Genomic DNA, 23,462 nt, shown 5'->3' on the forward strand with positions numbered 1-23,462 from the left:
AGACAAGGAGGGCCTAATGAGTCTTACGTCGCAATCAGTTAAAAACCTCAAAGGAGGTATTTCACAACAACCGGATATTCTGCGTTTCAGTAATCAGGGCGAACTCCAAATAAATGGATGGTCGTCGGAAACAGAAGGCTTACAGAAGCGTTCCCCCACAACGTTCGTTAAGCGCCTCGGCGGTGTCGGTATGTACGGGGCGAAGCCACTGGTCCACCTCGTCAATCGTGACTCCGTTGAGCAGTACTACATGGTGTTTACAGGCCAAGGCGTGGCCGTTGTGGACCTAAAAGGGAACAGCTACGCCGTGCGTGGTTACAACGGATATGCCAACTGCGCGAATCCACGAACGGACCTGCGCCTAATCACGGTGGCCGACTACACGTTTGTGACGAATCGCAACACGCGGACCGCCATGAAGGGCACCTTGACCCAAGCGAGTTATCCCGGCGTCACCAAGCGCTGCATTATCAACGTCCGTGGAGGCCAGTATGGCCGGACCCTTCGCATCCTCGTGAACGGCGGAGTTTTCGCTGAGCTGAAGATGCCTGTGGGGGACGCCGTGGTGACTACCCCGCCTCAGGTTGAACAGACTGACGCCGGTTACATCGCTCGGACCATGGCGGCTCAGTTGAATGCCAACTTGGGGGCATCGGGATGGTCAGCGATAGCGGGTCAGGGCTGGATTTGTTTGACGGCTCCCTATCCGGGAGCGTTAGCAACCATTGCGACCGAAGACGGCTACGCCAACCAACTGCTCAATTCCTTCATCTATCAGGTCCAGACCTTCAGCAAGCTCCCAGCGCAATGCGTCGATGGTTACCTTGTGGAAATAACAGGGGAAGCCTCCCGAACTGGTGACAACTACTGGGTCCGCTATGACGCTGCCGGTCAGGTATGGCGGGAGACAGTGAAGCCGGGAATCATCACGGGTCTGGAACCGACCTCAATGCCTCATGCGCTGGTGCGAGCGGCAGACGGGCAATTTGACTGGCTGCCTCAGACTTGGGGCGACAGGACATGTGGCGACGATGGCACGAACCCTATGCCGTCCTTCGTGGGCGATACCATCAACGACATTTTCTTCTTCAGGAATCGTCTCGGTTTTCTGTCTGGGGAAAACGTGGTCATGTCGCGGACCTCGAAGTATTTCAACTTCTTCCCGGCCTCGGTCAGTGCGATCAGCGATGACGACCCTATCGACGTGGCCATCAGTCACAACCGCGTGAGCATTCTGAAGTACGCCGTACCTTTCTCCGAACAGTTGCTTCTATGGTCCGATCAGGCTCAGTTCGTGCTGTCCTCACAGGGCATCCTTTCGAGCAAGACGATTCAGTTGGACCTGACCACAGAGTTCGATGTGAGCGATGGTGCACGGCCCTTTGGGATTGGCCGGGGCGTTTACTTTGCGGCGCCTCGGGCCAGCTATACGAGCCTCAAGCGCTACTATGCCGTGCAGGACGTGAGCGACGTGAAATCCGCTGAGGACGTATCTGCGCACGTACCGAGTTACTTGCAGAACACCATCTATCACATTCACGGTTCGGGCACGGAGAACTTCGTTTCGCTGCTTTCTGACCATGCCGAAAATCAGGTCTACATCTACAAATTCCTGTACCTGAAAGAAGAGCTGGTACAGCAGTCGTGGTCCCATTGGGAGTTCGGCCTGAATAACCGAATCCTCGCGGCGGACTGCATTGGGTCCTACATGTACCTGCTCAATGAGCGGGTGGGTGTCGGCGTGTGCCTGGAGCGCATCGAGTTCACAGCGGACACCGTGGATTACGTGCAGGAGCCTTATCGTGCCTACATGGACATGAAGAAGCTGATGGCCCCATCGAGCTACAACGAGGACCTCAATGAATCTTATGTGAGCTTGAGTGCTGTATATGGTGGCGTTCCTGACTCGGCCTCTGTGTTCTACACGCTGGACCCGCAAGGGGTCTTGGAGCGCCACGAGTCCGCTAACTGGAACGTTGACGACCGCATCAAGTTCGTCGGCAATCGGATGGGCACCACCTTCGTGATTGGCCGTGAATACGGATTCCAATACGAGTTCTCGAAGTTCCTCATCAAGCAAACCGCTGACGATGGCACCACCTCGACCGAAGACATTGGGCGCCTTCAGCTTCGGCGTGCGTGGGTTAACTACGACACGTCCGGGGCCTTTGAAGTCAACGTCAACAATGGCTCCACCGAGTACGTGTATGTGATGGCAGGTGGTCGACTGGGTACAGAGGTTGTGATGGGTGACCTGACACTTGGTACAGGCCAGTACAAGTTCCCGGTGACGGGCAACGCAAAGATGCAACGGGTCACCGTATCGTCCTTCTCTCCGGTTCCTTTGAACATCATCGGGTGTGGTTGGGAAGGTAACTACATGCGGCGTTCGAGCGGCGTGTGAGGCAGTTGGTGGGGGTTTAAAAGTCCTCACTATAACTATGGCTCACACGGAGGATTTAAACGCTATGCATCTAATCAAGGCCACGGATGCCCACTTGAAGGCTGCTGCTGACGACCTTTGCGCGTCTGATCTTCAAGAATTCCATTGTATGAAAACCGGTCGAAACCTACACGACGTTCTGACGGCTGCTCTGGATGAGAACGCACAGGCCATCGTCGTGGGTTCCTTGGTTCTGGCAGTGGGCGGGCACACAAGTCTGGGCATTTGGTTCGTCACCACCAACGTCGTCCACATGCTAACCAAGGCCGAGCGCTTTCAGTTTTACCGACTTCTCAAAGAGAACCTGGAGCAGGTCAAACGGCGTTCGCCAAGCCCCAAGACCAACTGGGTTTCGGTCGACAACCACGCGCATATCCGCCTGCTGACAAAGCTGGGTGCCTCCTTCAATGAGGGCATCTTTATGTCGCCTGCCGGATTTGCCTTTAAACAATTCTGGCTATAGGAGGAATCGCCTATGTGCGAACCCGTAAGCATCGGCATGGCAATCGTCGCCGTCGCTGGTGCAGCTATGAGTGCATCTGAAGGGGCCAAGGCCAAGGGTCAGATGACGGACAACGAGCGTAAGCAACAAAACGAGATCGTCAAGCAAGCGAACTTCGCTGAAAACGATCAGAAGCTTGCCACCGTAGATAAACAGGACGAAGCACGCCGCCAGCTCACGGAGGTGAACCTTCAGGCTATGCGAAACCAAGGGACTATCAACACGGCCATTGGCGAGTCTGGTCTTGCTGGCCACTCAATGGACCGCCTTAAGAACTCAGTCGCCAACGATGCGTCTGCCGAGAAGATGAACATCACGGATAACTACACGCGGGACTATCAAGCCATCTTCGCGAATCGCGTCGGTTCCGTAGAGAACTCCAAAGCCGCTGTGCGCGGTGCGGGCGGCAATAAATACAAGGTGAACAACATCGCGAACGCTCTGAACATCGTGTCGGCTGGTGGGAGTGCCTATGGGGCTTCTGGTGGCAAGTTCGGTAAGGGCGCCTCAACGACAGCGACAGGAGGTAAAGCACCATAATGGCAAACGAAATTGCGCAGGCACTCGGGCAGTCCGCCCAAACAACTGGAGGCCGTCAAGGCTTCCGTGCGGGGCAGGGCGCTGGCTATCAGGCTGCTCGAATCGCACGGCCCGTGATTGATAATTCCCTTGGCGACTCCATGCGGAACTTCATCAAGGCGGGTGGCGATGTATTCATGGCGAACGAGGCGGCTAATAAGTCTCGTGCGGATGAACGCTCCAACGAGATTATTCGCAAGCTGACCCCGGAACAGCGCCGCGAAGCCATTGGCAACGGGACTCTTCTCTATATGGATGACCCTGATGCCATGCAGCAGTTGCGGCTGAAATCGGGACGTAACGCCGCCTATGAGGTGGACAACGAGGTCCAGACGGAAATCCAGAAGGGCTCCTTCAGGTCTCGTAAGGAGCTTGATGAGTGGCGTCAAACGCGCATGGAACAGAAGGCTAAGAACTATGCGGAAATGGCGGGCATTGATCCGAATGACACGCTGTACCAGCAAGGTTTCAACGCGGACATCACCAAACGCAACGCTGCCGTCTACGACCTGCACTCACAGTACCTCTCGAAGAACCTTGAGACTCAGGCGGTCCTTGAGACACAAGCTGACCTTCAGCCAATGCTTGATGACCCTAAGACGCTGGGCAATCCCGCTTCGGCGGACCACTTCACGAGTTACTTCAACAACGGATTGAAGACCGGCATCTTTCCGAGTGACGGCCATGCAGTTCAAGCGCTCCAACGCGTGGCGTCTGCTGCTGTGGACAAAGAGGGCGGTGTGACCCTGCTGGACAATCTTGGAGACAAGACGCTCAACGTCTACGGCGGGCAGCGCCGGGTTGCGGACTTGCTGGGTCCCGAGATGATGGACAATCTTAAGATGAAAGCCGCGACATCGGCATACACGCGAGACTCCAAGCGCAACGAGACATTTGAACTCGGCCTGGCTAACGCCGTGAACGATGCTGACCCCGCCAGTGGCTGGCAGAAGCTTAATAAGCTCGAACAGGGCAACGACTGGATTCAGACCGGCGAACAGATGACGCCTCAGCGCCAGAAGCTCATCCAAGCGAAGGCCCAGATGATTGCCAAAGTGTCGCAGCAGTCTCAAGCGGGCCTCGTAAAGTTGCAGCAATCGGCTCAAGCAGATAACCGGCAAGCCGTGATTGACGCTGCGTACACCCGTCGCATGGCCAAGGAGAACGTCTCGGTATCTCCCAAGTTCCTGCCTGTAAACGACAGCACTGGGGAGTTCAAAGAGAGCGACATGGCGACCTATGCAGCGAACAAGCTGAATCAGATCAACGCCATGGAAATCCCTGATGCGAGCAAGTCAGAAATGAAAGCGGCTTTGCTGCGAGCTGACTACGACAAGGGACCTTTCCAGGAGAACTTCAAGGCGCTCCTCACAGATGCATCGAGGGAGTGGCAGGGGGCTTTGCTTAATCCTGAGCCAACCCAAGAAATGCCACGCCTAAAGGAGCTGCAAGCGGCCTACCAACAAGACCCCTCGACCATCGCTCAATTGTTCCCGGATCAAGCGGGTCTCCTTGAGAAACTCCGTTATTCGGCTGAATCCGGAATTGACCCGCAAATTCTGATCGATGCAGAGAAGTCCAAAAAGAACCTCAGCAAGGACGAATCCAAATACCGGGACGAGCAATGGGCCTCGGTGAAGAATGACGGCAGCTTCAAGGAATTGAAGTTTATCCCCGGCCAGTTCGAAGGGCAGGCTCGTCAGGTCTTCGATGCGGTGACTCTACGTTCTGGCGACTCCAACGAAGCAGCACGGGCAGTCTCCGACTACCTCTCAAAAACTGCCGTCTCGTTCACTGAATCAACCGGCTGGACAGGCTCCGACAGTTTCCACGGCATGGTTAGCAAGCGCGACCTCATGACTGACGTGAACGACGTCAATTCGTGGGAGACCGGCAAGTCCATCATCAACGAAACCATGCAGGGATTGAAGAAGGACGCCGACTGGGGTTCTGGAGGCCTAACGGTCACTTCGACCCAAGGCAACATCATCATCCAGTCCCTCACGGGGCGCCGGCTACGACTCAGCAAGGAAGCCCTCGGGAACCTCGCACGGGATCGCGCAGCACAGCAGCAGCAAGCGCTCTTCGACAAGAACGTGAAGTCCGCCCAAAAGAGCCAAGAAATTCACGAGCGGTACATCCTCGGAGGAACCCGCAAACAATGACTTAGACAGGAGAAATGAATGACTGATTACGCATCGGTGAAAGCCAAAGGTACGCCTTACGACAGCCTGATTCGACAGGAAGCGGACCGCCAAGGCGTTCCTTACGACTTCATGCACAAGCTGATCTTTAATGAATCCAGCTTCAACAACACCGCCAAGTCCCATACAGGTCCCTTGGGGCTCGGGCAGTTCACGGAGCTGACAGGAAAGGCTTATGGCCTGATGTCCCCGGCGGACCGCATGGACCCTGTGAAGTCCATACCAGCGATTGCCCGCCACCTCAAAGACCTCAGCGGTGCCTACAAGGGTGACTTGCTCAAAACCGCACTGGCCTACAACCAAGGGCAGGGTCGTTTGGGTTCCCCGCAGTTGTCCGCCCTGGACTCGGGCGACTTCAGCAAGATTAGCCCTGAGGGTCAGAACTACATGCGCAAGTTGCTGGACGTTTCCGGTGACTCGCCATCCCGTCAGTGGTTCGATGCGCAGGAGGTGACCAACCCCGGCATTAACCCAAAGGCTCAAGCCGTCACCTTTGAGGATGCTACTCAGGGCGTGGCGGCAAGCTCGAAGGTCCGTGTAGGTGAGAACCTGCCCCAACTGGGGAACATGAACCTTGAGGGCGGTACTGCCCCTCAGACTCAGCAGGATTACATCACGCTGTCGAATCATATCGGGAAGCCGGACAAGGGGACCTTCGAGGGTTCAGGTGCTGCTACGGCTGCCACGCTGGCAACGTCGTCGGTCGCTTCGATCTTCCGATACGCGACTCAGGAAGACCATGATCCACTGGAGTGGGTGAACCCCACAGATAACTCCCAGTGGACTGCTGAGGACTACGACATGATCCGAAAGGAAGGCGTTGATCCTCAGTACTTCAGCTTTGTGCAGGACTACGCCAAGGGCAAGCGGGCCAATCTTCCGAACGCCATTGCGATGGCCAAAGAGAATATGGAGTACGAGCGCCGTATCTATGCAACCGGCACTGGTGCTCAAATCGTTGGTGGATTTGCTGGCGCGGGCCTCGATCCAATGACCTACGTACCTCTCCCAGGAACAACAGGTCTTCGCCTCGTTTCCCGTGTTGCTCAGGGTGCAATGTACTCAGGCGCTGTCGCTGTGGCATCCGAGGGGCTCCGTGAAAACATGACGGGCATTGAAGGGCATTACGGCACAGCGCTGGTAGGTGGTGCTCTTTTCGGTGCGGGCGCTACGGCCCTTTTTGATAAGGCCCTGAGAGCGACTCCTAAAGCTTCTGCACGGCCTGAGATGGCGGACGGTGAGCTTGAGTCGATCCTTGCGCGACACGGTGAGTCCGCCTTACCAAACCGCAACGTTGATGTGGACCTTGATCTACTGGCTTCTGCCAGACCCGCCAAAGCTCCCGCTGAAATGGGCGATGCTGAAATGGAAGCCATCCTTGCCAAGCATGGAGAGCGCGGACCGCAGAATGACGGTCGCTCGTTATCCGATGAGGACTACAGCGACATCCTGTCTCGCCATGGTGATTCCTTCGATCCTAACGACTTCGCAGGTCCGAGCATCCGCTTGGAGGCCCGTGAAACTGCTCGTCAGTTGGGTGAGGAAGATCCGTCCCGTTTCCCATGGATGGCCGGAGAGGAACCAAAGGAGGCCTTCGGCGTTAACTACGTAGACCATCCTAATGAGCCGGGCGCTGTGCGATTGCAGGACGGTTCAATCCTCTCCGCCACTAATCCGTTGAATCCAAAGCTGCTGGCTGAGGCTGCTGAGGTCATGCCGGATCGAGCAGCCAAGGGCATGTCGATGGGCGGCTTTACGGAGATTGGCTACACACTCAATCGCTCCGAGAGCCCCGAAGTACTGGCAATTGGTAGCCAACTGTTCCGCTCGCCTACAGGGACCGTCAGTGGTTCTAACGGGAAGTTTGGAGCTACGGCTTCGGACATCATCGAGCGCATCCAAGGACAAGACCATGTGACCTACAACAAAATGTCGGAAGAGGTCTTGGAGGCAATTAAGGACCCGAGCTACGCGATGACCGATGGTGGCCGTCAGGCTCATATCGAGCGGGCATTCCGCCGTGTTGCCGAGGCAATTGAGGAGGTTTCAGGTAACAAGCTGACTCAACTCACAACAGGCGAGCGCAAGCTGATGGACACGGTCAAGCGTCACTACGACACCAAGGGTGACTATCTGGCCGCACCGGCTCAGTTCGGTAATCGCAAGGCCCGCCCGGTATTGCCGGAGACTCGTCACGCAGGCTCCTATATCCCCAACATCTATTCGACCGCCGCGAAGAACCTTCACCTACAGAAGTTCGGCGGTCAGGATGGGCTACAGGACGCCGTGAAAGAATCTTGGCTTGCCAGCTATGCAGCTCGGCCACATGTCAAAGCTCGCGTGGACAACTTCCTGAAAGATGCCGTGGATGCAGAGCTGAAGGCACGGATGCCTAAGCCTGTCGGGAAGAAGCCAGCGGCGCCAGTCGATGCCGTGAAGCTCCGTGAAGACATCTTGAATGAGCTGGTCGAGGATTATGCCACTCGAAAAGCATTCGGGGTCGCGAAGTCTGACGACTTTGATGCTTCGAACTTACTCGCCCTGGGTGACCATGGAAGTATCCCCGGATCGATGGGGCTGGCTTCTAATAACTTCCTTGAAGGACGCCATTTGTTCGACTCGGACATGGCCGTCCCGCTGTCAGATGGATCGCAGTTTGCCGTCAATGACCTTCGAGAGTTCGACCTGTCTCGCATCACTCCCAGCTACGACCACCGCGTAAACGGTGACATCGGAATCATGGGCGCAACAGGCAGGACCACAGCGGAACTCCTTCATGATATCTCTCGGGTTAAGACCTCAGCGGCAACCGAGCGTAAGGCTCTTGAGGAGTCCGTGAAGATTCTGACAGGCCGTGCCCGTCGTGTTCCTGAAGGCGCCTTAGCGACAGCTTCTCGTGCCCTGACTGACATGAGCTTTTTCGCGAAGAACGCCTACATGGGGGTGCAGAGCATCACTGAGGTTGCCGGTATGGTGACCAAGGGGCACACACGGATGCTATTGAAGGGCGTCCCGATCCTGAAGGACATGACGACGTGGGGTTCCAAGATCAAAGCGGACGACCTCGCTGACATGCATTCGATGGTCTTCGGGCGTGAACTGGACAACCACATTCGGCCATCCCGTCAGGACATCATTCAGCGCCTTCGCGACCATGCTGACACCAACCCGGTGCTCGCTCAGGTCATGGGGACAGTCAAGTACGGAACGCAGGAGCTGTCAGCTCGCTCGCCATTCACCAAGTTCCTAACAGAATCCTCGAACTACATCGCAGACGCAGGCCGTCAGGGTGTCCTCTCGGACTTTGTGAATCACGTAGTGAATGGCCGTACCTCGAAGCTCTTTGACCCCGAGCGCCTGAAGTCGATGTCTATCACCCCCGAGCAGTTTGGGGGAATGAAAGACCTCATCAAGTCTCACGTGAAGAAACAACCCGATGGTTCCTACAAGGTCACCGACAAGGCTGCCTTCCAGCGCGATCCCCGGACAATGGACTTGTGGCGGATGGGTGACAAAATTGCCGATGAGACCATTCTGCGACCTCACAAGCTTTCTTCGGTTGATACCGAGGCATACGGTGCGGGCGTGAAGATGGCAATGCAGTTCAAGAACTTCACGATGCGCTCCGTCAACTCCAGACTTGTCCGTGGGTTCCACGATGCGACCAAGAACGGCCGCGCTATTGATCAGACGATGCAGGCGGTCCTTTCGACTGGGCTGGCTGTATCGGGCTACGTGGCAATGAAATACAGCCAAGCAGCAGGGATGCCCAAGGATCAGCGTGAGAAGTTCCTACAGCAATCACTCGATCCCAACATGCTGGCCTATGCGGCTATGTCCCGTAGTTCCCACATAGGTGCTCCGCTGGGTTTGGCGAACATTGTCGCGGCTCCTCTGGGATTCGATCAGGCCGCAATGGTCCGCTCTTCGATTCTCCCGCGTGGCCCGAAGGCGCAACGTCCGCAAGGTGCCATGAAGTACAGCGCCACGAAGGATGATCGCACCACCGCCTTACTGGGACGCGTGGCTGAGCAAGTGCCCGCTTATGGCGTTCTCGCAAGTGCAGGACAGGTTGGCTACAACGCCTTCGGAGCGTCTGGTACTGATTCGCGCCGTGCAGACCAAGAGTACATGACAGGCGTTTTCAATGGCCTGCGTGGACTGGTGCCCAATGATCCTGTCAGTCAGAAGCTTTTGCTCATGATGATGGAAGGGCAGGGCGTGGAAATCCGATAACAGAAAACCCCTCACTATAAGCAGGACAGAAACCTTTCGGGGTCGCTGTGTCCTGCTTTCTTTTATTTGAAAGGAGGTATTAATGGCCGCACCTAAAACCGTCCTCACATATCCCCTTAATGGGGCCTTGAAGGACTTCCCAATTCCCTTTGAGTATCTCGCCAGAAAGTTCGTAGTTGTGACCTTGATCGGCGCCACCCGCAAGGTACTGACGCTCAATGCGGACTACCGCTTTTCGACTCGTAAGATGATCACGACGAATGTCGCTCAGGGGCCTGCTCAAGGGTTTGACCTTATCGAGATTCGACGTGTGACATCCGCTACGGAACGTCTCGTTGATTTCAGTGATGGTTCGATTCTTCGAGCTTACGACCTGAACACCGCGCAGGTTCAATCACTGCATATTGCCGAGGAGGCAAGGGACCTTACTGCTGACACTATTGGCGTAAACAATGAGGGAAACCTTGACGCCCGAGGGCGCCGAATTGTCAATCTCGCAGACGCTGTCAATCCGGGGGATGCGGTAACCCTGCGACAGAACCAGCAATGGGCAGGGTCTGCATTGAACCAAGCTCAAATCGCAGCTGCGAAGGCTGCTGAGTCTGCTCAATCGGCTACTAATAGCCAGAACTACTCGACCTTATCCTACAACTCAGCGGTCGCTTCTCAGACTTCTCGAATCGCTTCGGAAGCTGCTCGTGACTTGGCGCTGCAATATCAAAACGGCGCTCAGACCTACGCAACTAACTCGCAAAGTTCGGCTGCTACAGCGGCTCAGTGGGCCACACAAACTGAGGACGTAGCGGTATCCGGTGGCCTCTATTCGAGCTATCACTATTCCCGCAAGTCTGCCGGGTCTGCCAGTGCATCTGCCGGGTCTGCTGCATCTGCTGCTAATACAGTGGCTCTCGCAACGGCTCAGGCTGACCGTGCCCGCAGAGAAGCTGACCGCGCCGCCGCTGAGGCTGATGCACTCGGTAACATGAATGACCTCGCTGAGAACGTTCAGTCTTCGACGACCGGCCCCGGTAACTGGAAGGTGGTCTTTAAGGGCATCGTCGAGGCTGTCGGGAAGGTTTTCGGGAAGAGATTCGAGGCGAAGCCATACGACGAAGGCCTTGGTTTCGTAAGTCAAAAATCTACTGAGGCACCTTTCTTCGTCAAAGGGGCGACATTAGGTGCTGAAAGCGCATACCGGCCAATTATCAAAAATCGAGTAAGCGTTAACGGTGGTGCCGATGAAGCCTTGTCCTTTGGGATTCTCTCGGAAACAACGGGAGCTCAGAACGCGGTCATTCATTGGGATGGCGATGGGGTTAATCCCACTCCACTGCTCTCATTGGCTCGTAATGGTTCTCAAGCGATATTTCCCGGAGCCGTTACAGCGGGTGCCACGCTCCGCTCTAATAACGGTGTAGTGGCTGTCCAGGCATCAAGCCCAGCGGCGAACACGCACACTTGGCATTATCACTCGGATGGTTCAACCCGTGGCATCCTTTATATGGACAATGCCTGTAACTATCACGTCCAGTTAGCAGGCCGCGAACATGCCGTAATGTATGCGGCTGGTAATACAGGTTTTAACGGACATGTTACAGCCCCTTCAGCAGGCGTCTCCGGCCGCATGACTGCGAACGATTTTGTGGCGGTGGGCAACGTTTATACAGCCAGCGGAAACGCCTATCTCGCAACAGACGGCAATCTCTACGGCGGAGCTTGGGGCGGTTGGCTATCGAACTGGGTGAACAACAATTTCATCTCGCTGGGCAACTTCCGTGCTCGTTCCGCTGAATACTTTTCGGCAAACCAGATCGGCTCCTACTGTTTCCTGCAAAACGTCTCGGGCACCAACGTGGGACAGAACGGATTGCTTGGCGGTGCACAGCTACGCCTTTCATCCCATAACAACGTATCCGGCACTGCCCCCGAGGGGACATGGCGCCAATGCGGCTGGGCGAATAACCAAGGCGTGTCCGTTTGGATACGTGTCGCTTAAGGAGGACTCAATGCAATTTCCAACAACTTGGGATAACGGCCTGACGCTGCTATCCCTTGCGGAGGCCCGATGGGCTAACCGCGAACACACCATGATTAACGTGACCGCAACCTTTGAGGCTCTCGGTGACGTTCCCTTCTCGGCAAGTGCTGCTGACGTAGAAGTGCATGGCCGTGACATCTTCCACCATCTCGCTGCTGGCTCTGTGGCGCCCTGGGAGAGACCCGATGTAACTCCTGAGGACCTGCAAGTCGAGCTGGATAAGCTCATGCCGGATGTCCTCTTAGGCCTCGCTACGCCTGAGGAAATGTCCTTGGCTAAGTCCTTGCGGGTAAAGATTAAGGAGATGACTGAATGATTGAAATGAACTTCAACGAAGGGGTGATTCGAGCAACCCCTGTCGTTGCGGCGGCTGGTGCTGATGTAGCAAGTCGCTTTGCAGGCCTAACGATGTCGGACTGGTTCTATGCCGCTGCCATCATCTATTCCCTGACCCAAACTGCGCTGCTGGTCTACAAGACTGTTAAGGCGGTGCAGTCCAATAAGAAGGAGGGCTAATGTCTGAATCCGTTCTTGAAAAACTATTGGAGGCCATCGACACCGAAACTGGCAGGAACCTATTGAAGGATCTTAAAAACCCGGAGCTTCGCGGGCCTCAGCTGTACAACGCAATCGGCAAGTATCTTGATCGCCACAAATTCACCCTCGCCAAATTACGGCCTGACGCCTCACTTCTTGGGGATCTTGCAGCGGCCCTTGATGAGGTCCCCGAGCTAACCGATGACGAGCTGTACGGTCCGGTAACTCAGCACTAAGGAGAACTTAATGACACCCCTTACCAAGGGTCTCTTGGGGTTTCTGTGTGCCTGTCTGATAGCTCTTGGAATTTACTTCAAGGGTTATCACGACTCGGATACCAAGCATCTCCACGAGGCTACACAGGCCGCTTTGGCCTACAGGATGAAACAGGAGGAGGAACGTGAAGCATCCCAAAAGGCTCTGGCTGAAATTTCTCAGCAATGGCAGGCGCATCTTGAAAATAAGACGGCTGTGGCTCAGAGCACTATTGATCGGCTGCGCGCTGACGGTATCAGCCTGCGGGTCAAACTTGCCGACGCCACTGTGCGTTCAATCACAAGTCCAGGTGGACCCGTCACTGATGGTTACGCCGAACTACACCCAAGTACTTCTCGATTCCTTGTCGAGCAAGCCCAACGTGCAGACCAGCAAGTAACTGCACTTCAAAAAATCATCCGCGAGCTGAAAGGAGAAACACAAGGAGGTAAATAATTGAATCAGGGAGATAAAGACATAGCGTTAATGAAAAGGTCCTTTGTGGCCTTTCTTTTTGTCCTCTGGCGGGCGCTGAACCTGCCTAAGCCTACCAAGTGCCAAATCGACATGAGCCGCAAGCTTTCCTCAGGGGATCAGCGGCGTTTCATTCTTCAAGCGTTCCGGGGCATTGGTAAATCCTTTATCACCTGCGCCTTCGTTGTCTGGAAACTTTGGAACAACCCAGACCTCAAGTTTCTCATCGTGTCCGCCTCTAAAGAGCGCGCTGATGCGAACAGTATTTTCATCAAGCGCATCATCGACCTGCTGCCTTTTCTGCATCACATGAAGCCTCAGAACGGCCAGCGTGACAGTTCGCTTGCGTTCGATGTTGGCCCCGCCAAGCCTGACCACTCTCCCTCGGTTAAGTCGGTAGGTATCACGGGCCAGCTCACAGGTAGTCGTGCAGACATCCTTATCGCGGATGACGTGGAGGTCCCGAACAACTCGGCCACTCAAGCGGCGCGTGAACACCTCGGGGAGCTCGTTAAGGAATTCGATGCGATCCTCAAACCCAACGGGACCATCATTTATCTGGGTACACCTCAGACCGAAATGACCCTGTATCGGGAGCTGGAGAACCGTGGCTATGTGACAACCATCTGGCCCGCACGGTATCCCAAAGATCAGAAGGACCGGGAGAGCTATGGGCACCGACTTGCTCCCATGCTTGCTGGTGAACTGGATGCTGATGAGGCTCTGCATTGGCAGCCGACAGACCCTGTACGATTCGACGATGCTGACCTGCGTGAGCGGGAGTTGTCGTATGGGAAGGGCGGCTTTGCGCTGCAATTCATGCTCAACCCCAACCTTTCCGATGCCGAGAAGTACCCGCTTAAGCTACGTGACTTCATCGTGGGGCGCTTCAGCCTCGACACCGCACCTACGACTTTGCAGTGGCTGCCTAACGGCAACAACGAAGCCAAAGGGCTCCCTAACGTGGGCCTCAAAGGTGACAGGTTTCACCGCTATGAAACGGTTGGTCAGGCATCAGCGCCATACACCGCCAAGATTCTGGTCATTGACCCAAGCGGTCGCGGTAAGGACGAAACCGGCTACGCAGTCCTATACATGCTCAACGGCTACATCTTCCTGATGGACTGGGGCGGTTTCCGTGGAGGCTACGACGACAAGACCTTGCAGGCTCTCGCGGACATCGGCAAGAAGTTCAAGGTGAACGAGGTCGTTATCGAGGGCAACTTCGGTGATGGCATGTACGTGAAGCTCTTCAGCCCCGTCATGACTCGCACGCACCGCTGTGCAGTCACTGAGGTCAAGTCGAAGGGGCAGAAGGAGGTCCGCATTTGTGCAGTGCTGGAACCGGTGCTGGGCAGTCACAAGCTGGTGGTCTCCGAAGATGTCGTTGCGCGGGACTATGAGACGGCGCTGAACATCGACGGCACGACTGACATTAAGTACAGCGGCTTCTACCAGCTCACACGCATCACGAAGGAGCGGGGCTCATTGGCTCACGATGACCGTCTGGATGCCCTGGCAATCGGTGTGCAGTTCTTCACGGACGCCATGGAGAAGGACTCTGAGGTTGGCGCCTCTGAGATGCTGGAAGAGTTCTTGATGGCCCAGATGGAAAACCCACTGATCGGCTTTGACGAGCACCGGCAGATGATGATGGGTGAGGTCATGATGCAGTACGAAGACGACGGCACTACCACCAATTATATGGGTTGGTAACTGAAAGGGGACCTTAACGGGTTCCCTATTTTTTCAAAATGGCCACCTCTAAGAGGCCCGGTTTGTAAGGCCTCCAAAACCCCTCACTATAAGCAGAGGGGACTTAAGGTTTCTTAAGGGATATCCCCCCCCCCTGATTAGAGGAGTCCTTTAGAGGCTCTGTGAGAGGGTGGTTATCAACACCACCAAACCTACAGCTCAAGGAGGGCTATGCGATGACTACACGGTGGAAGACCTGTGTTGCTGTACTCCGCACTCTGGCTACCCACCGTGTCACCTACCGATTTCTTGGTTTACTCCTTGTCACTCTGGGAGTTGCTCAAGGTGGTCCTTTGGTCGAAGGCCTTGGGGATGTCGTCTGCGTTCTATTTGGTAGCTGTGATGGGTGACCTTGCTGTGGCGCTGGCAGGGCGCCTTAGGGTCGGAAAGGGTCCAGTGCACCCTCACATTGTTTCAAGCGAGCAATAACGTCAGAGGAAGTCGTGCCGGTGTCGATTCTGCCTGTTTCATCAAGGTTGATTTCTGTCGTTGCCCCCCATTTTGGCGTTATGTCGATGCACCTCTGAAACCCCTTGTCCGACCACCAATCGAACATCATGAAGAAATCCCTATCAGGGAAGATGTGGCCGATATCTGCGGTCCCCTCGCCGGGGAGCAGGCCCCCTTTGTCGATACGGTGCTGGGTGTTCCAGATATATCGCAGTTCCTCCTTTCCATCCTTGGGGTAATTGACAACTACTCTTGGCAACGTCACATACCAAAACACAAGTAATGTGAGCAGCAGAAGGAGCACTACTTTTCCCTTACTTAGCTTGCGTGCAATCGTGGACACGAACGCCTTCCCCCCAATCTTCTGGTTTAACTGCAAGAACTTTATCCATGATCATTTGGGCGACAATGCCTCCCGTCGGAAGCTCGGCGTATAGTTGGATTCCGATGCCAATCGATACTCGGTCCGCGACGTCGTCGTAAGCCTTCATCCCATCGACACCCTCGGTAGCATGCGGGCCTCGCCGTGTCTTCCAATCAAGTACCTTTCTGACGGAGTCGGATGCAATCTGCTCAACACCGGCACCGTCGGACAACGCGCTTTCAGAAAGGCCGGCCGCTCGCCCCACGTAGCCATAGTGGATGTTTGACCAAATATCATAGAAATAGTCGTACATACCTTGCTTGTGGTAATACCCACCAAACTTTGCGTGGATCTTCGGTTTGTGGTCCCAGTCGCGGCCCTGACCTACTCGTTCAGTCCAAAGCCCCATAGCGGTCGCCACGTTTGCAGCACCTATAGCTTGAGGGCTTGTTGTTCCAATTTGAGCGAACCAAGGCAGCTCCATTTTCTTGCGGGTCTCCTCCGCAACGTCATAGCTGAGCAGCTCCTTCATCTTCAAGACTGAAGGATGGTGGATGTTGCTACTCATTTCCTCCGCGATGTATCTCGCCAACTTCTCCATCATGTTTGGGTGAGTACAACCTTCAGGCCCGTCGTTCGGCACCGTGTCTGGCTGTTTAGAGGCAGCGTTGGGATCTACCAAAGCGTTCGCTGCTGTTGCTTTCTCGATGAGCTTAGGGTCGGCCAACAAGGTCGCCATCTTCTCGTCATCCACAGACCCATCGGGCCGGATTGCGCCAAGGGTCATAAAGTTGATGATGGTTGCACCACCAGCGTCCCCCATGACAAAGCCGCCACCGACATTGCCTGATCCTGTGATGATCGTCCCGCCGTGACTGGTAGGGCTCCCTAAGTGGGCCATGGGACGGCCATTCACTTGTATAGAAGGAAAGCCTGTAGTGATGACTGCACCACACCCACAGGTATCGCCAACTCGGGCAGAGCCCATAAAGTTGATGTTGGTATCAGCGGATGCAGAGGCAATAGGGGGTAGTGCCGTGGCCTGGCAATGGGCAGACGTGTTTGTCACCCAATCGAGCAGAAGAAATCATTCATCGTCCTTGCGTCTTTCATCCATGGTCATGAACCAGTCTTATGCTGGCTCGTGGAAGGCTACCGGAAAGAGAAGGGCGGGTCTGTAGGAAAAGTCCTATAAGAATAAAAGCTAAGCTTAAAGTGCCCCGTTATAGGTTATTGGCTCCCTCCCGATGCCAATATCTTCTCTGACAGTATTGAGCAGCAGAAGAGCTTTCTCGCGTACCTCAGCCCATTCATATGCAACGGTTCCATGGCTGATGCTGAGTAGGTGGTCGATGAGGCTATCTTGAGCATCCATGACTGACTGCGGTGCAAGCATGGCGAGGTATCCATATACCTTCAGTCGCTGCTCGTTAAACTCGTCGAAGCGTGCCCCGGCTTCGGCAGCTACTAACCTTCCGTCCTCGTGAGAGTCGAGGGCCGCGAGGAGCCTCGCAACTATTTCAATAACTGCTCGGTAAATCAGTATCTTGTCATTCTGGAAACGGAGGGTGTTTTCTTTGAGAATGTCGAGGTCTCGTTTGGTTGCCTCAAGCTGAGTCGCGAGTTGGTGTGTTTCGGTCAACATTATCCTGCTTGCCCAAAGTTTCCCCAGCCAAGAGGAGAGGGCCAAGATGATTAGCCCGCCGCCTCCGATTGATACGATTGCGGCGCCGATCAGCTTGAATACGTCTTCCCAGATCATGATTAACAACCTCAGCCTCAAAGCCTGAGTATGGTCCAGATTGTGCCGAGCTTCAGGGCCTTCGAGAATCTGACAGAAAAATCTGAATGACCACCTCAATCAGGGTCAGTCCTCGCGTCCCCCCGTAGGCCCTCGCGCCTGAGCCTTATCGCGCGTCCGCATGGGTCCTTACCGTGCCCGCGCAGGCCTCTGGATGTGGCGCTCTGAGATGCCACAAAGTGTTAGAACTCTGTTAGAACAGTGTTAGACATGCTCGAAGAGAAGCCCGTAGAATGGGCCAACACGCCTCATCGCATGTCCTTTTCAAGTAGAATGCCAACTCACCTCGTAGCCAGTTGTGCCGATGAATATCCCTAATCTGATTACCGTTCTACGCGTCCTGCTCATCCCGATCTTCATTTTACTGTTCTACCTGCCGTACCAATGGAGCTACCTGGCCTCCAGTTCGGTCTTCGCATTCGCCGCTGCCACTGACTGGCTCGATGGATACCTGGCTCGCCGTCTGGAACAAAGCACACCGTTCGGGGCTTTCCTCGATCCGGTGGCCGACAAGTTGATGGTCGCCGTCGCGTTGGTGCTGCTGGTGCAAGAACACGGCAACCTGTGGCTCACGCTGCCGGCGGCGGTCATTATTGGCCGCGAGATTGTCGTCTCGGCGCTGCGAGAATGGATGGCCGAACTCGGCGCCCGTGCTCACGTCGCTGTGTCGAATCTGGGCAAATGGAAAACCGCCGCGCAAATGCTGGCGTTGGTGATCCTGCTGGCCAACCCGTCGGACTTCACGTTCTGGGTCCTGGTGGGTTACGCCTTGTTGCTGGTGTCGGCAGGCCTGACATTGTGGTCCATGGTCCAATATCTGCGGGCTGCCTGGCCACATCTGAAGACCGACGTAGAAAAGAAATAAAACTTTTTTGAATCAAAGGGTTGACGGGGCTTCTGGATTCTATAGAATGCGCCACACCAAGACGCGGGAATAGCTCAGTTGGTAGAGCACGACCTTGCCAAGGTCGGGGTCGCGAGTTCGAGTCTCGTTTCCCGCTCCAAGCATTAAAAAATGGATCTCTGAAAAGAGGTCCATTTTTTTTCGTCCGAAGAAAAGTCTTTCTTTGATTCTTGCCGCATTCCCCTGAAAACACTCAGATCCAGCCCCAATGGGCGTTTTTTCCAGTAAATCAATCCGGTGCTCGGCAGGTCGGTTTTTCGTGGTGCCAGTCTCACTGCAAACCGTACAAATCTCCTCCATTCATACGAGACGCAGATTGTGCGATGGCTCTCAACAAGACCGCAGTCCGACACGCCGAACCTGGAGCCAAGGACTACACCCTCCCTGACTACAACGGCCTCGTTCTTTTCGTGAATACGAAAGGCGCCAAGTGCTGGCACTCCCGCTTTTCCTGGGCGGATAAGCAGCCCCGTATTTCTCTCGGTACCTATCCTGAAATTAGCCTACGAGATGCTCGCGCTTTGCGTGATGTTGCGAGGGCATTGGTCGCTAGAGGCATCGATCCGCGTGCCCATCGGCGACTGCAGCGTAATGCTATGCGTCTGGCCATGGAGGACACCCAAGAAGTGGTCATTCAGCATTGACGTGATTTAAAAAACGTTGAGTTTGAGGATGCGCCGGCGGTTGCCCGCTGGATTGATCAACCAGCATGCCAAAGAGAGGATCCCACTCTTCGATCGTCAGCCCGCAGATCAAGTCTTCTCGGGAGAAAGGATCGCCCTTGACCATCACTTCGACTTCCTGGCGATTCTCCGCCCGCATGATCAGGAACCCTGTACGCAGTGGCGTTCCCTTGAGTGGGCCGGAAGCCAGTAGTCGGCCCTGAGCGATCAGTTCTTTGAGATACACAACATGCTCAAGGACATGTTTGTTCCATAGGTCGCCGGCTGGGTGTTCCATCCGGACAATGTATATCGACATATCTTCTGCTCCTTTGGATGCTGTGCTACCCGCTAACCACCGGGCGTCATGCACAGTACTCCCGCGAGCGAGGTTTCAGTCGCCGTAGATATCGTGGGTGCGCCCGCAGGATTTGTCTTACTTTTTCGCGGCAAAGACAGAGTGATCTCAGCGAGTTTAAGCAGGCACGCGGATCTCGACTTTGCCATCCTTTGCACTGAGCGGGTCAAAAAAACGCGTTGACACTCATAAATTGTTACACGTAGGATCCAGGCTCTTCAGGAGCAACAATCGGGTCAAGGAATGACTGGTCTGCCGTAATGGCCTGCGTGCAACCTGCACGTCCTGCGATAAAACTTTCTGCATTTCTTGTAGGAAAGTATCCCTGTTTATCTGGTTGTGTTTTGCCCCTGAGCAGGGTGCATGGCTTCATTCGATCTCGGGAAAGACAGCGCTGTCCCGAAAATAGGGTGCTTTAAACGACCTGCCGAGCATTTGCCCTGCGCCAGCTTGCCTTTGTGTTGCCTGTTTGACGTTGACCGATACAGCCACTCCGTTTGCCTCGCACTTCTGAGTGCGATAAGTCCAAATATTCACAAGGAACTGAATATGTTTGTTCGTAGTATCTCCGACGTTGAAAGAACCGATTTTTTTGTCGAGTGGGGTTCAGGTACCAGCCACCGCCTGCTAACAGAACAGGATGGAGTCGGCTTCACCATCTGCCACACCGTGGTTCGAGCCGGTACGGAATCGCTACTTCATTATCGCAATCATCTCGAGGCCTGCTATTGCATTGGTGGCGAGGGCGAAATCGAAGACATGGACGGCACTATCCATGCAATTCGTCCGGGAGATATGTATGTACTGGACAAACATGATCGTCACTATCTGCGCGGCGGCAAGTTCACGGATCTGATCCTGGTCAGCGTTTTCAATCCTCCCCTCGCAGGCACCGAGCGTCACTCCATAAATAATCAGAGTGCCTCTTCGTATTGAGTTGCGCAGTGGACTGCCTCTTCGACGGGGCCAGTCGTTTCTAACCAACGAGTAACGAGACGACAGGGCTTCTATCAGACCTGTCGAATGATTGTGTGGAGTTGATGATATGAGATTGTTCAGGCCGTTACTTCAACGGCCCGTGGCCTTGCTGTGGGGCGGGTTGGCATTATCCTCAATCGGTGACGAACTTTTCGCCATAGCCATCGCCTGGATGGCGGTACAGATCGCTGGGACCGACGCGAGCTGGCTCAGCGCATTGCGCGGAGCTGCGGCGTTGACCGGCGCTTTGCTGGGCGGGATATGGGCGGAGCGTTGGGATCACCGCCGTACCATGATCGGCGCCGACCTGGCACGGGCCGGGCTGGCATTGATTCCGGTGATCGCCTGGGGGCTCGGCATCATGAGCCTCTGGATGCTGGCGGTGCCGCTCATGCTCATGATGATCGTCAACTCGCTCTTCGAGCCGGCGTTGCGTGCCAGTCTGCCGCGCATTGTCGCAGCGCCGGACCAGTTGCAATCGGTCAACGCGCTGTTCGACGCCATCATTCGGGTTGCCCGAGTGATTGGGCCGATGCTGGCAGCGGCGATTACGTTGCTGATCCCGATCGAACATCTTTTTACCCTGAACAGCATCACCTTCCTGATCTCGGCGTGGGCAATCATGAAGCTGAGCAAAGCGTTGCCACGCCAGCCTGTGAAAGTCACCAGCCGGCGCGCCGGTTTTACGGCCGGTTGGCGAAGCCTGGTGGGACGCTGGCGTATGCAAGCGGTGTATGTGTGTGCGGGCCTGGGCAATGTTGCCTGGAGCGTGGGGATTTCAATCGGCATGGCGCTGGCGGTCGTCAAATACGATATCCAGGGTTTTGGCGTGCAAGGTTTCGCAGCCTACGGCCTGATCATGGGTGCCTATGGCGTGGGGAACCTGATCTCCATTTTTGTCGTGGGCAACCTGCAAATCCGCCGCTTGTATCACGGCTTTACGTTCGGCTCGGTGGTCAATGGCCTAGGCATCGCAGCCATTGGCGCAGCCGTTCTGTACCTGCCACCGGAGCAGGTTCTGGCGGGGATGATGGTCGGCGCTGGTCTGGCGGCACTCGGCGGGCCACTGATCGACATCTCATTCATTCTGCTCATTCAAACCCGGTTCAAGCAAAGCGAGATCGCCGGGTTGGCCAGGCTGCGCTTTGCCGCGTTAGGCGCCTCAATTCTGATTGCCGGTGCCTGTGGTGCGGCGCTGTACGCTCATTTTGAAACGGGCCTGGTGATCGTTGGCGCTGGGATTTTCGAAGTGATCGCCGGCGCAATCGTGCTGCTGGTTCCCAAGGATAACGACGCCGTACAGGCCAACAATGAAGAAGACCGTGTGTTGTCGTCTTCACCTTTGGAAGGCAGCGAGGTGGCCAGATGAAACAGTTCCATGACTATGTAAAAGACCACGCCGAGCGAACGCCGGACAAACTCGCGCTAACCGTCAGTGGACGAGAAATCAGCTACGGCGCGTTGGACGAACTCGCCTCTATGGTTGCACAGCGGTTAGTTGCCACGGGGATGAGGGCAGGCGACCGGGTCGCACTTCATGCGCCAACGTCCATCGAAACCATAGCCTGTGCGCTGGGCGTCCTGAAAGCCGGGTTTGTGTTGGTGTTGATGCACTACGGTATTGCCGCCGAAAAACTGATCCATCAACTTGACGATATCAAGGCAACGACCTTGATCGTACCGGCAGGGGCAAGCCTCGATGAGTTGTCCAAGAAGGTGCATTTGCAGTTCGTCATGCACATGGGTGAATGGCGCACCCGCCGATACGCCGGGTTGAATGAGGTCTATCCAGCGTGCAACGGCGGACTTGATGGCAATGAAGTGCGCGTTATCTTTCACACCAGCGGTTCGACGAAAGACTCCAAAGGCGTAGCAGTCAGTAACACCAATATGGTGGCGGCCTACACAGCCGTTTCCGGTTATCTGGGAGGCTTTGAGAATGCGGCCATATTGAACTTCTCGCCCCTGCATTTTGATTATGGTTTTTACAACATCATGATGCCGTTACTTGGCGGTGGGCACTCGGTTACTGAGAGCGCTCTGCCTGAGCGGCCGGAGCACTTGCTTGACTTGATTCTGCGCTACGGAATAACCGGGATGCATATTCTGCCGCCTGCCGTTCACTACCTTTTGCAGGCCGCCCCCGAAGCGTTTCAAGCTGAAAAAATCAAATCCCTGAAGTACATCGCCAGCAGCGGCCAGGCGTTGCCGCCCAAGCATATACAGCAATTGCGAACGCTCCTTGCGGACGTTGTCGTTTACTCCATGTATGGCCTGACGGAGTGCAAACGAGTCGCGTATTTGCCACCGGATCAACTCGATCAACGCCCCGGATCGGTGGGCAAGACGATTCCCGGGGTCAGGGCGTTTCTGGTTGATCAGGCCGGACAACTGATCACCGAGCCTGATTGCGTGGGAGAACTGGTTGTCGCGGGCGACCTGGTGATGCTCGGTTACTGGAACAAGCCGGAACTGACCCGCCAAGTTATTAAAAATAATCTGTTCGGTGAGCGGCGGGTTTACTTCACCGGTGACCTGTTCAAACGGGACACAGAACAGTACCTCTACTTTGTCGGTAGAAAAGACAATGTGTTTACGCGGCGGACTTTCCAGGTGAACCCCCGGGAAATCGAGCATGTGATCGTCGCTCATGAAGCAGTGAGCGAAGCGGTGGTGATTCCCGTCCCTGACGACGTGGCCGGTCATGTTCCGAAAGCCTGCGTGGTATTGGAAAAAGGCCATGAGTTGTCGGCCGACGAGCTGATTCGGTACTGCACCGCCCAATTGGATTGGTACATGGTGCCCGCCATGGTCAGTTTTCATGAGGCGTTACCCCTCAACCTAAACGGTAAGACAACGGCAAGTCTCTTGGCGGCCGGCGCTGTAGCGATTTAATAAACATTCAACACGTAAACGGAATTA

The 23,462-nt window shown here is 55.3% G+C and carries 20 protein-coding genes, 1 tRNA gene and 1 pseudogene; 18 read left to right on the forward strand and 4 right to left on the reverse strand.

Going from position 1 to position 23,462, the window contains the following annotated elements; genetic code table 11:
* Positions 1–16: 16 nt before the first annotated feature.
* The 12 genes from ACWIKB_RS11200 (at position 17) to ACWIKB_RS11255 (ending at position 15,373) form a co-directional block, all read left to right on the forward strand.
* Positions 17–2,404 (forward strand): phage nozzle protein, encoded by a 2,388-nt coding sequence (locus tag ACWIKB_RS11200; protein WP_475266793.1) that lies wholly within the window; start codon positions 17–19, stop codon positions 2,402–2,404.
* Positions 2,405–2,468: 64 nt separating this feature from the next.
* Entirely contained in the window at positions 2,469–2,906 is a 438-nt protein-coding gene (locus tag ACWIKB_RS11205) for a phage protein Gp13 family protein (protein ID WP_475266794.1), read from the forward strand.
* A gap of 12 nt (positions 2,907–2,918) precedes the next feature.
* Positions 2,919–3,485: a virion core protein, T7 gp14 family gene (locus tag ACWIKB_RS11210; RefSeq protein ID WP_475266795.1), complete on the forward strand. Its 567-nt coding sequence runs from the start codon at positions 2,919–2,921 to the stop codon at positions 3,483–3,485.
* Complete coding sequence (locus ACWIKB_RS11215; RefSeq protein WP_475266796.1) at positions 3,485–5,689, forward strand: hypothetical protein; 2,205 nt, start codon at positions 3,485–3,487, stop codon at positions 5,687–5,689. Before ACWIKB_RS11210 ends, ACWIKB_RS11215 begins: the two co-directional genes overlap by 1 nt.
* An 18-nt stretch (positions 5,690–5,707) precedes the next feature.
* The gene (locus ACWIKB_RS11220; RefSeq protein ID WP_475266798.1) at positions 5,708–9,964 is read left to right on the forward strand and encodes a transglycosylase SLT domain-containing protein; all 4,257 of its coding nucleotides are present in this window, start codon (positions 5,708–5,710) and stop codon (positions 9,962–9,964) included.
* An 82-nt stretch (positions 9,965–10,046) separates the two neighbouring features.
* Positions 10,047–11,960: a phage tail fiber domain-containing protein gene (locus ACWIKB_RS11225; RefSeq protein ID WP_475266799.1), complete on the forward strand. Its 1,914-nt coding sequence runs from the start codon at positions 10,047–10,049 to the stop codon at positions 11,958–11,960.
* Positions 11,961–11,970: 10 nt separating this feature from the next.
* Complete coding sequence (locus tag ACWIKB_RS11230; protein ID WP_475266800.1) at positions 11,971–12,318, forward strand: hypothetical protein; 348 nt, start codon at positions 11,971–11,973, stop codon at positions 12,316–12,318.
* Complete coding sequence (locus ACWIKB_RS11235) at positions 12,315–12,518, forward strand: phage holin family protein (protein WP_475266802.1); 204 nt, start codon at positions 12,315–12,317, stop codon at positions 12,516–12,518. The genes ACWIKB_RS11230 and ACWIKB_RS11235 overlap by 4 nt, the downstream gene beginning before the upstream one ends.
* The gene (locus tag ACWIKB_RS11240) at positions 12,518–12,775 is read left to right on the forward strand and encodes a hypothetical protein (protein WP_475266803.1); all 258 of its coding nucleotides are present in this window, start codon (positions 12,518–12,520) and stop codon (positions 12,773–12,775) included. Before ACWIKB_RS11235 ends, ACWIKB_RS11240 begins: the two co-directional genes overlap by 1 nt.
* A gap of 10 nt (positions 12,776–12,785) precedes the next feature.
* Positions 12,786–13,250, forward strand: a complete 465-nt coding sequence (locus ACWIKB_RS11245) for a lysis system i-spanin subunit Rz (RefSeq protein ID WP_475266804.1) — start codon at positions 12,786–12,788, stop codon at positions 13,248–13,250.
* A complete protein-coding gene (terL, locus tag ACWIKB_RS11250) occupies positions 13,251–14,984 on the forward strand; it encodes a phage terminase large subunit (protein WP_475266806.1) in 1,734 nt (577 codons plus the stop codon).
* A 215-nt stretch (positions 14,985–15,199) separates the two neighbouring features.
* Entirely contained in the window at positions 15,200–15,373 is a 174-nt protein-coding gene (locus tag ACWIKB_RS11255) for a gp19.5 family protein (protein WP_475266807.1), read from the forward strand.
* Between the two features lie 26 nt (positions 15,374–15,399).
* Here the strand turns inward: ACWIKB_RS11255 and ACWIKB_RS11260 are convergent, their stop codons facing one another.
* The 3 genes and pseudogenes from ACWIKB_RS11260 to ACWIKB_RS11270 form a co-directional block, all read right to left on the reverse strand.
* Positions 15,400–15,816, reverse strand: coding sequence for a hypothetical protein (locus ACWIKB_RS11260; RefSeq protein WP_475266809.1), 417 nt, complete (start codon positions 15,814–15,816; stop codon positions 15,400–15,402).
* Positions 15,788–16,928: pseudogene (locus tag ACWIKB_RS11265) on the reverse strand (polymorphic toxin type 44 domain-containing protein). The gene ACWIKB_RS11260 and the pseudogene ACWIKB_RS11265 overlap by 29 nt, the downstream one beginning before the upstream one ends.
* 119 nt (positions 16,929–17,047) lie before the next feature.
* Positions 17,048–17,599 carry a hypothetical protein gene (locus tag ACWIKB_RS11270; RefSeq protein WP_475266810.1) on the reverse strand — a complete coding sequence of 184 codons (552 nt, stop codon included), beginning with the start codon at positions 17,597–17,599 and terminating at the stop codon, positions 17,048–17,050.
* A 343-nt stretch (positions 17,600–17,942) separates the two neighbouring features.
* On the opposite strand from ACWIKB_RS11270, the gene pgsA reads away from it, so the two are divergent.
* From pgsA to ACWIKB_RS11285, 3 genes are all read left to right on the forward strand, one after another.
* The gene (gene pgsA / locus ACWIKB_RS11275) at positions 17,943–18,503 is read left to right on the forward strand and encodes a CDP-diacylglycerol--glycerol-3-phosphate 3-phosphatidyltransferase (protein WP_054046593.1); all 561 of its coding nucleotides are present in this window, start codon (positions 17,943–17,945) and stop codon (positions 18,501–18,503) included.
* Positions 18,504–18,566: 63 nt separating this feature from the next.
* Positions 18,567–18,642, forward strand: a tRNA-Gly gene (locus tag ACWIKB_RS11280).
* 223 nt (positions 18,643–18,865) lie between these two features.
* On the forward strand, positions 18,866–19,186 hold the full coding sequence (locus ACWIKB_RS11285) for an Arm DNA-binding domain-containing protein (protein WP_475266811.1): 321 nt from the start codon (positions 18,866–18,868) through the stop codon (positions 19,184–19,186).
* Here the strand turns inward: ACWIKB_RS11285 and ACWIKB_RS11290 are convergent.
* Complete coding sequence (locus ACWIKB_RS11290; protein WP_475266812.1) at positions 19,173–19,523, reverse strand: YciI family protein; 351 nt, start codon at positions 19,521–19,523, stop codon at positions 19,173–19,175. The genes ACWIKB_RS11285 and ACWIKB_RS11290 overlap by 14 nt on opposite strands.
* Before the next feature lie 588 nt (positions 19,524–20,111).
* Between ACWIKB_RS11290 and ACWIKB_RS11295 the strand changes: the two genes are divergently transcribed.
* The 3 genes from ACWIKB_RS11295 to ACWIKB_RS11305 all read left to right on the forward strand — a co-directional run bounded on the left by ACWIKB_RS11295 (position 20,112) and on the right by ACWIKB_RS11305 (position 23,435).
* The gene (locus ACWIKB_RS11295; RefSeq protein WP_475266813.1) at positions 20,112–20,498 is read left to right on the forward strand and encodes an ectoine synthase; all 387 of its coding nucleotides are present in this window, start codon (positions 20,112–20,114) and stop codon (positions 20,496–20,498) included.
* 109 nt (positions 20,499–20,607) lie between these two features.
* Complete coding sequence (locus tag ACWIKB_RS11300; RefSeq protein ID WP_475266814.1) at positions 20,608–21,909, forward strand: MFS transporter; 1,302 nt, start codon at positions 20,608–20,610, stop codon at positions 21,907–21,909.
* Positions 21,906–23,435: a class I adenylate-forming enzyme family protein gene (locus ACWIKB_RS11305; RefSeq protein ID WP_475266815.1), complete on the forward strand. Its 1,530-nt coding sequence runs from the start codon at positions 21,906–21,908 to the stop codon at positions 23,433–23,435. Before ACWIKB_RS11300 ends, ACWIKB_RS11305 begins: the two co-directional genes overlap by 4 nt.
* Positions 23,436–23,462 lie beyond the last annotated feature (27 nt).

It is taken from the genome of Pseudomonas sp. 5Vm1k, assembly GCF_056161485.1.

Coding starts and splice junctions, on each gene's coding strand:
- ACWIKB_RS11200 (WP_475266793.1), top strand. CDS start 17: ATGAGTCTTACGTCGCAATCAGTTAAAAACCTCAAAGGAGGTATTTCA.
- ACWIKB_RS11205 (WP_475266794.1), top strand. CDS start 2,469: ATGCATCTAATCAAGGCCACGGATGCCCACTTGAAGGCTGCTGCTGAC.
- ACWIKB_RS11210 (WP_475266795.1), top strand. CDS start 2,919: ATGTGCGAACCCGTAAGCATCGGCATGGCAATCGTCGCCGTCGCTGGT.
- ACWIKB_RS11215 (WP_475266796.1), top strand. CDS start 3,485: ATGGCAAACGAAATTGCGCAGGCACTCGGGCAGTCCGCCCAAACAACT.
- ACWIKB_RS11220 (WP_475266798.1), top strand. CDS start 5,708: ATGACTGATTACGCATCGGTGAAAGCCAAAGGTACGCCTTACGACAGC.
- ACWIKB_RS11225 (WP_475266799.1), top strand. CDS start 10,047: ATGGCCGCACCTAAAACCGTCCTCACATATCCCCTTAATGGGGCCTTG.
- ACWIKB_RS11230 (WP_475266800.1), top strand. CDS start 11,971: ATGCAATTTCCAACAACTTGGGATAACGGCCTGACGCTGCTATCCCTT.
- ACWIKB_RS11235 (WP_475266802.1), top strand. CDS start 12,315: ATGATTGAAATGAACTTCAACGAAGGGGTGATTCGAGCAACCCCTGTC.
- ACWIKB_RS11240 (WP_475266803.1), top strand. CDS start 12,518: ATGTCTGAATCCGTTCTTGAAAAACTATTGGAGGCCATCGACACCGAA.
- ACWIKB_RS11245 (WP_475266804.1), top strand. CDS start 12,786: ATGACACCCCTTACCAAGGGTCTCTTGGGGTTTCTGTGTGCCTGTCTG.
- ACWIKB_RS11255 (WP_475266807.1), top strand. CDS start 15,200: ATGACTACACGGTGGAAGACCTGTGTTGCTGTACTCCGCACTCTGGCT.
- ACWIKB_RS11270 (WP_475266810.1), bottom strand. CDS start 17,599: ATGATCTGGGAAGACGTATTCAAGCTGATCGGCGCCGCAATCGTATCA.
- pgsA (WP_054046593.1), top strand. CDS start 17,943: ATGAATATCCCTAATCTGATTACCGTTCTACGCGTCCTGCTCATCCCG.
- ACWIKB_RS11285 (WP_475266811.1), top strand. CDS start 18,866: ATGGCTCTCAACAAGACCGCAGTCCGACACGCCGAACCTGGAGCCAAG.
- ACWIKB_RS11290 (WP_475266812.1), bottom strand. CDS start 19,523: ATGTCGATATACATTGTCCGGATGGAACACCCAGCCGGCGACCTATGG.
- ACWIKB_RS11295 (WP_475266813.1), top strand. CDS start 20,112: ATGTTTGTTCGTAGTATCTCCGACGTTGAAAGAACCGATTTTTTTGTC.
- ACWIKB_RS11300 (WP_475266814.1), top strand. CDS start 20,608: ATGAGATTGTTCAGGCCGTTACTTCAACGGCCCGTGGCCTTGCTGTGG.
- ACWIKB_RS11305 (WP_475266815.1), top strand. CDS start 21,906: ATGAAACAGTTCCATGACTATGTAAAAGACCACGCCGAGCGAACGCCG.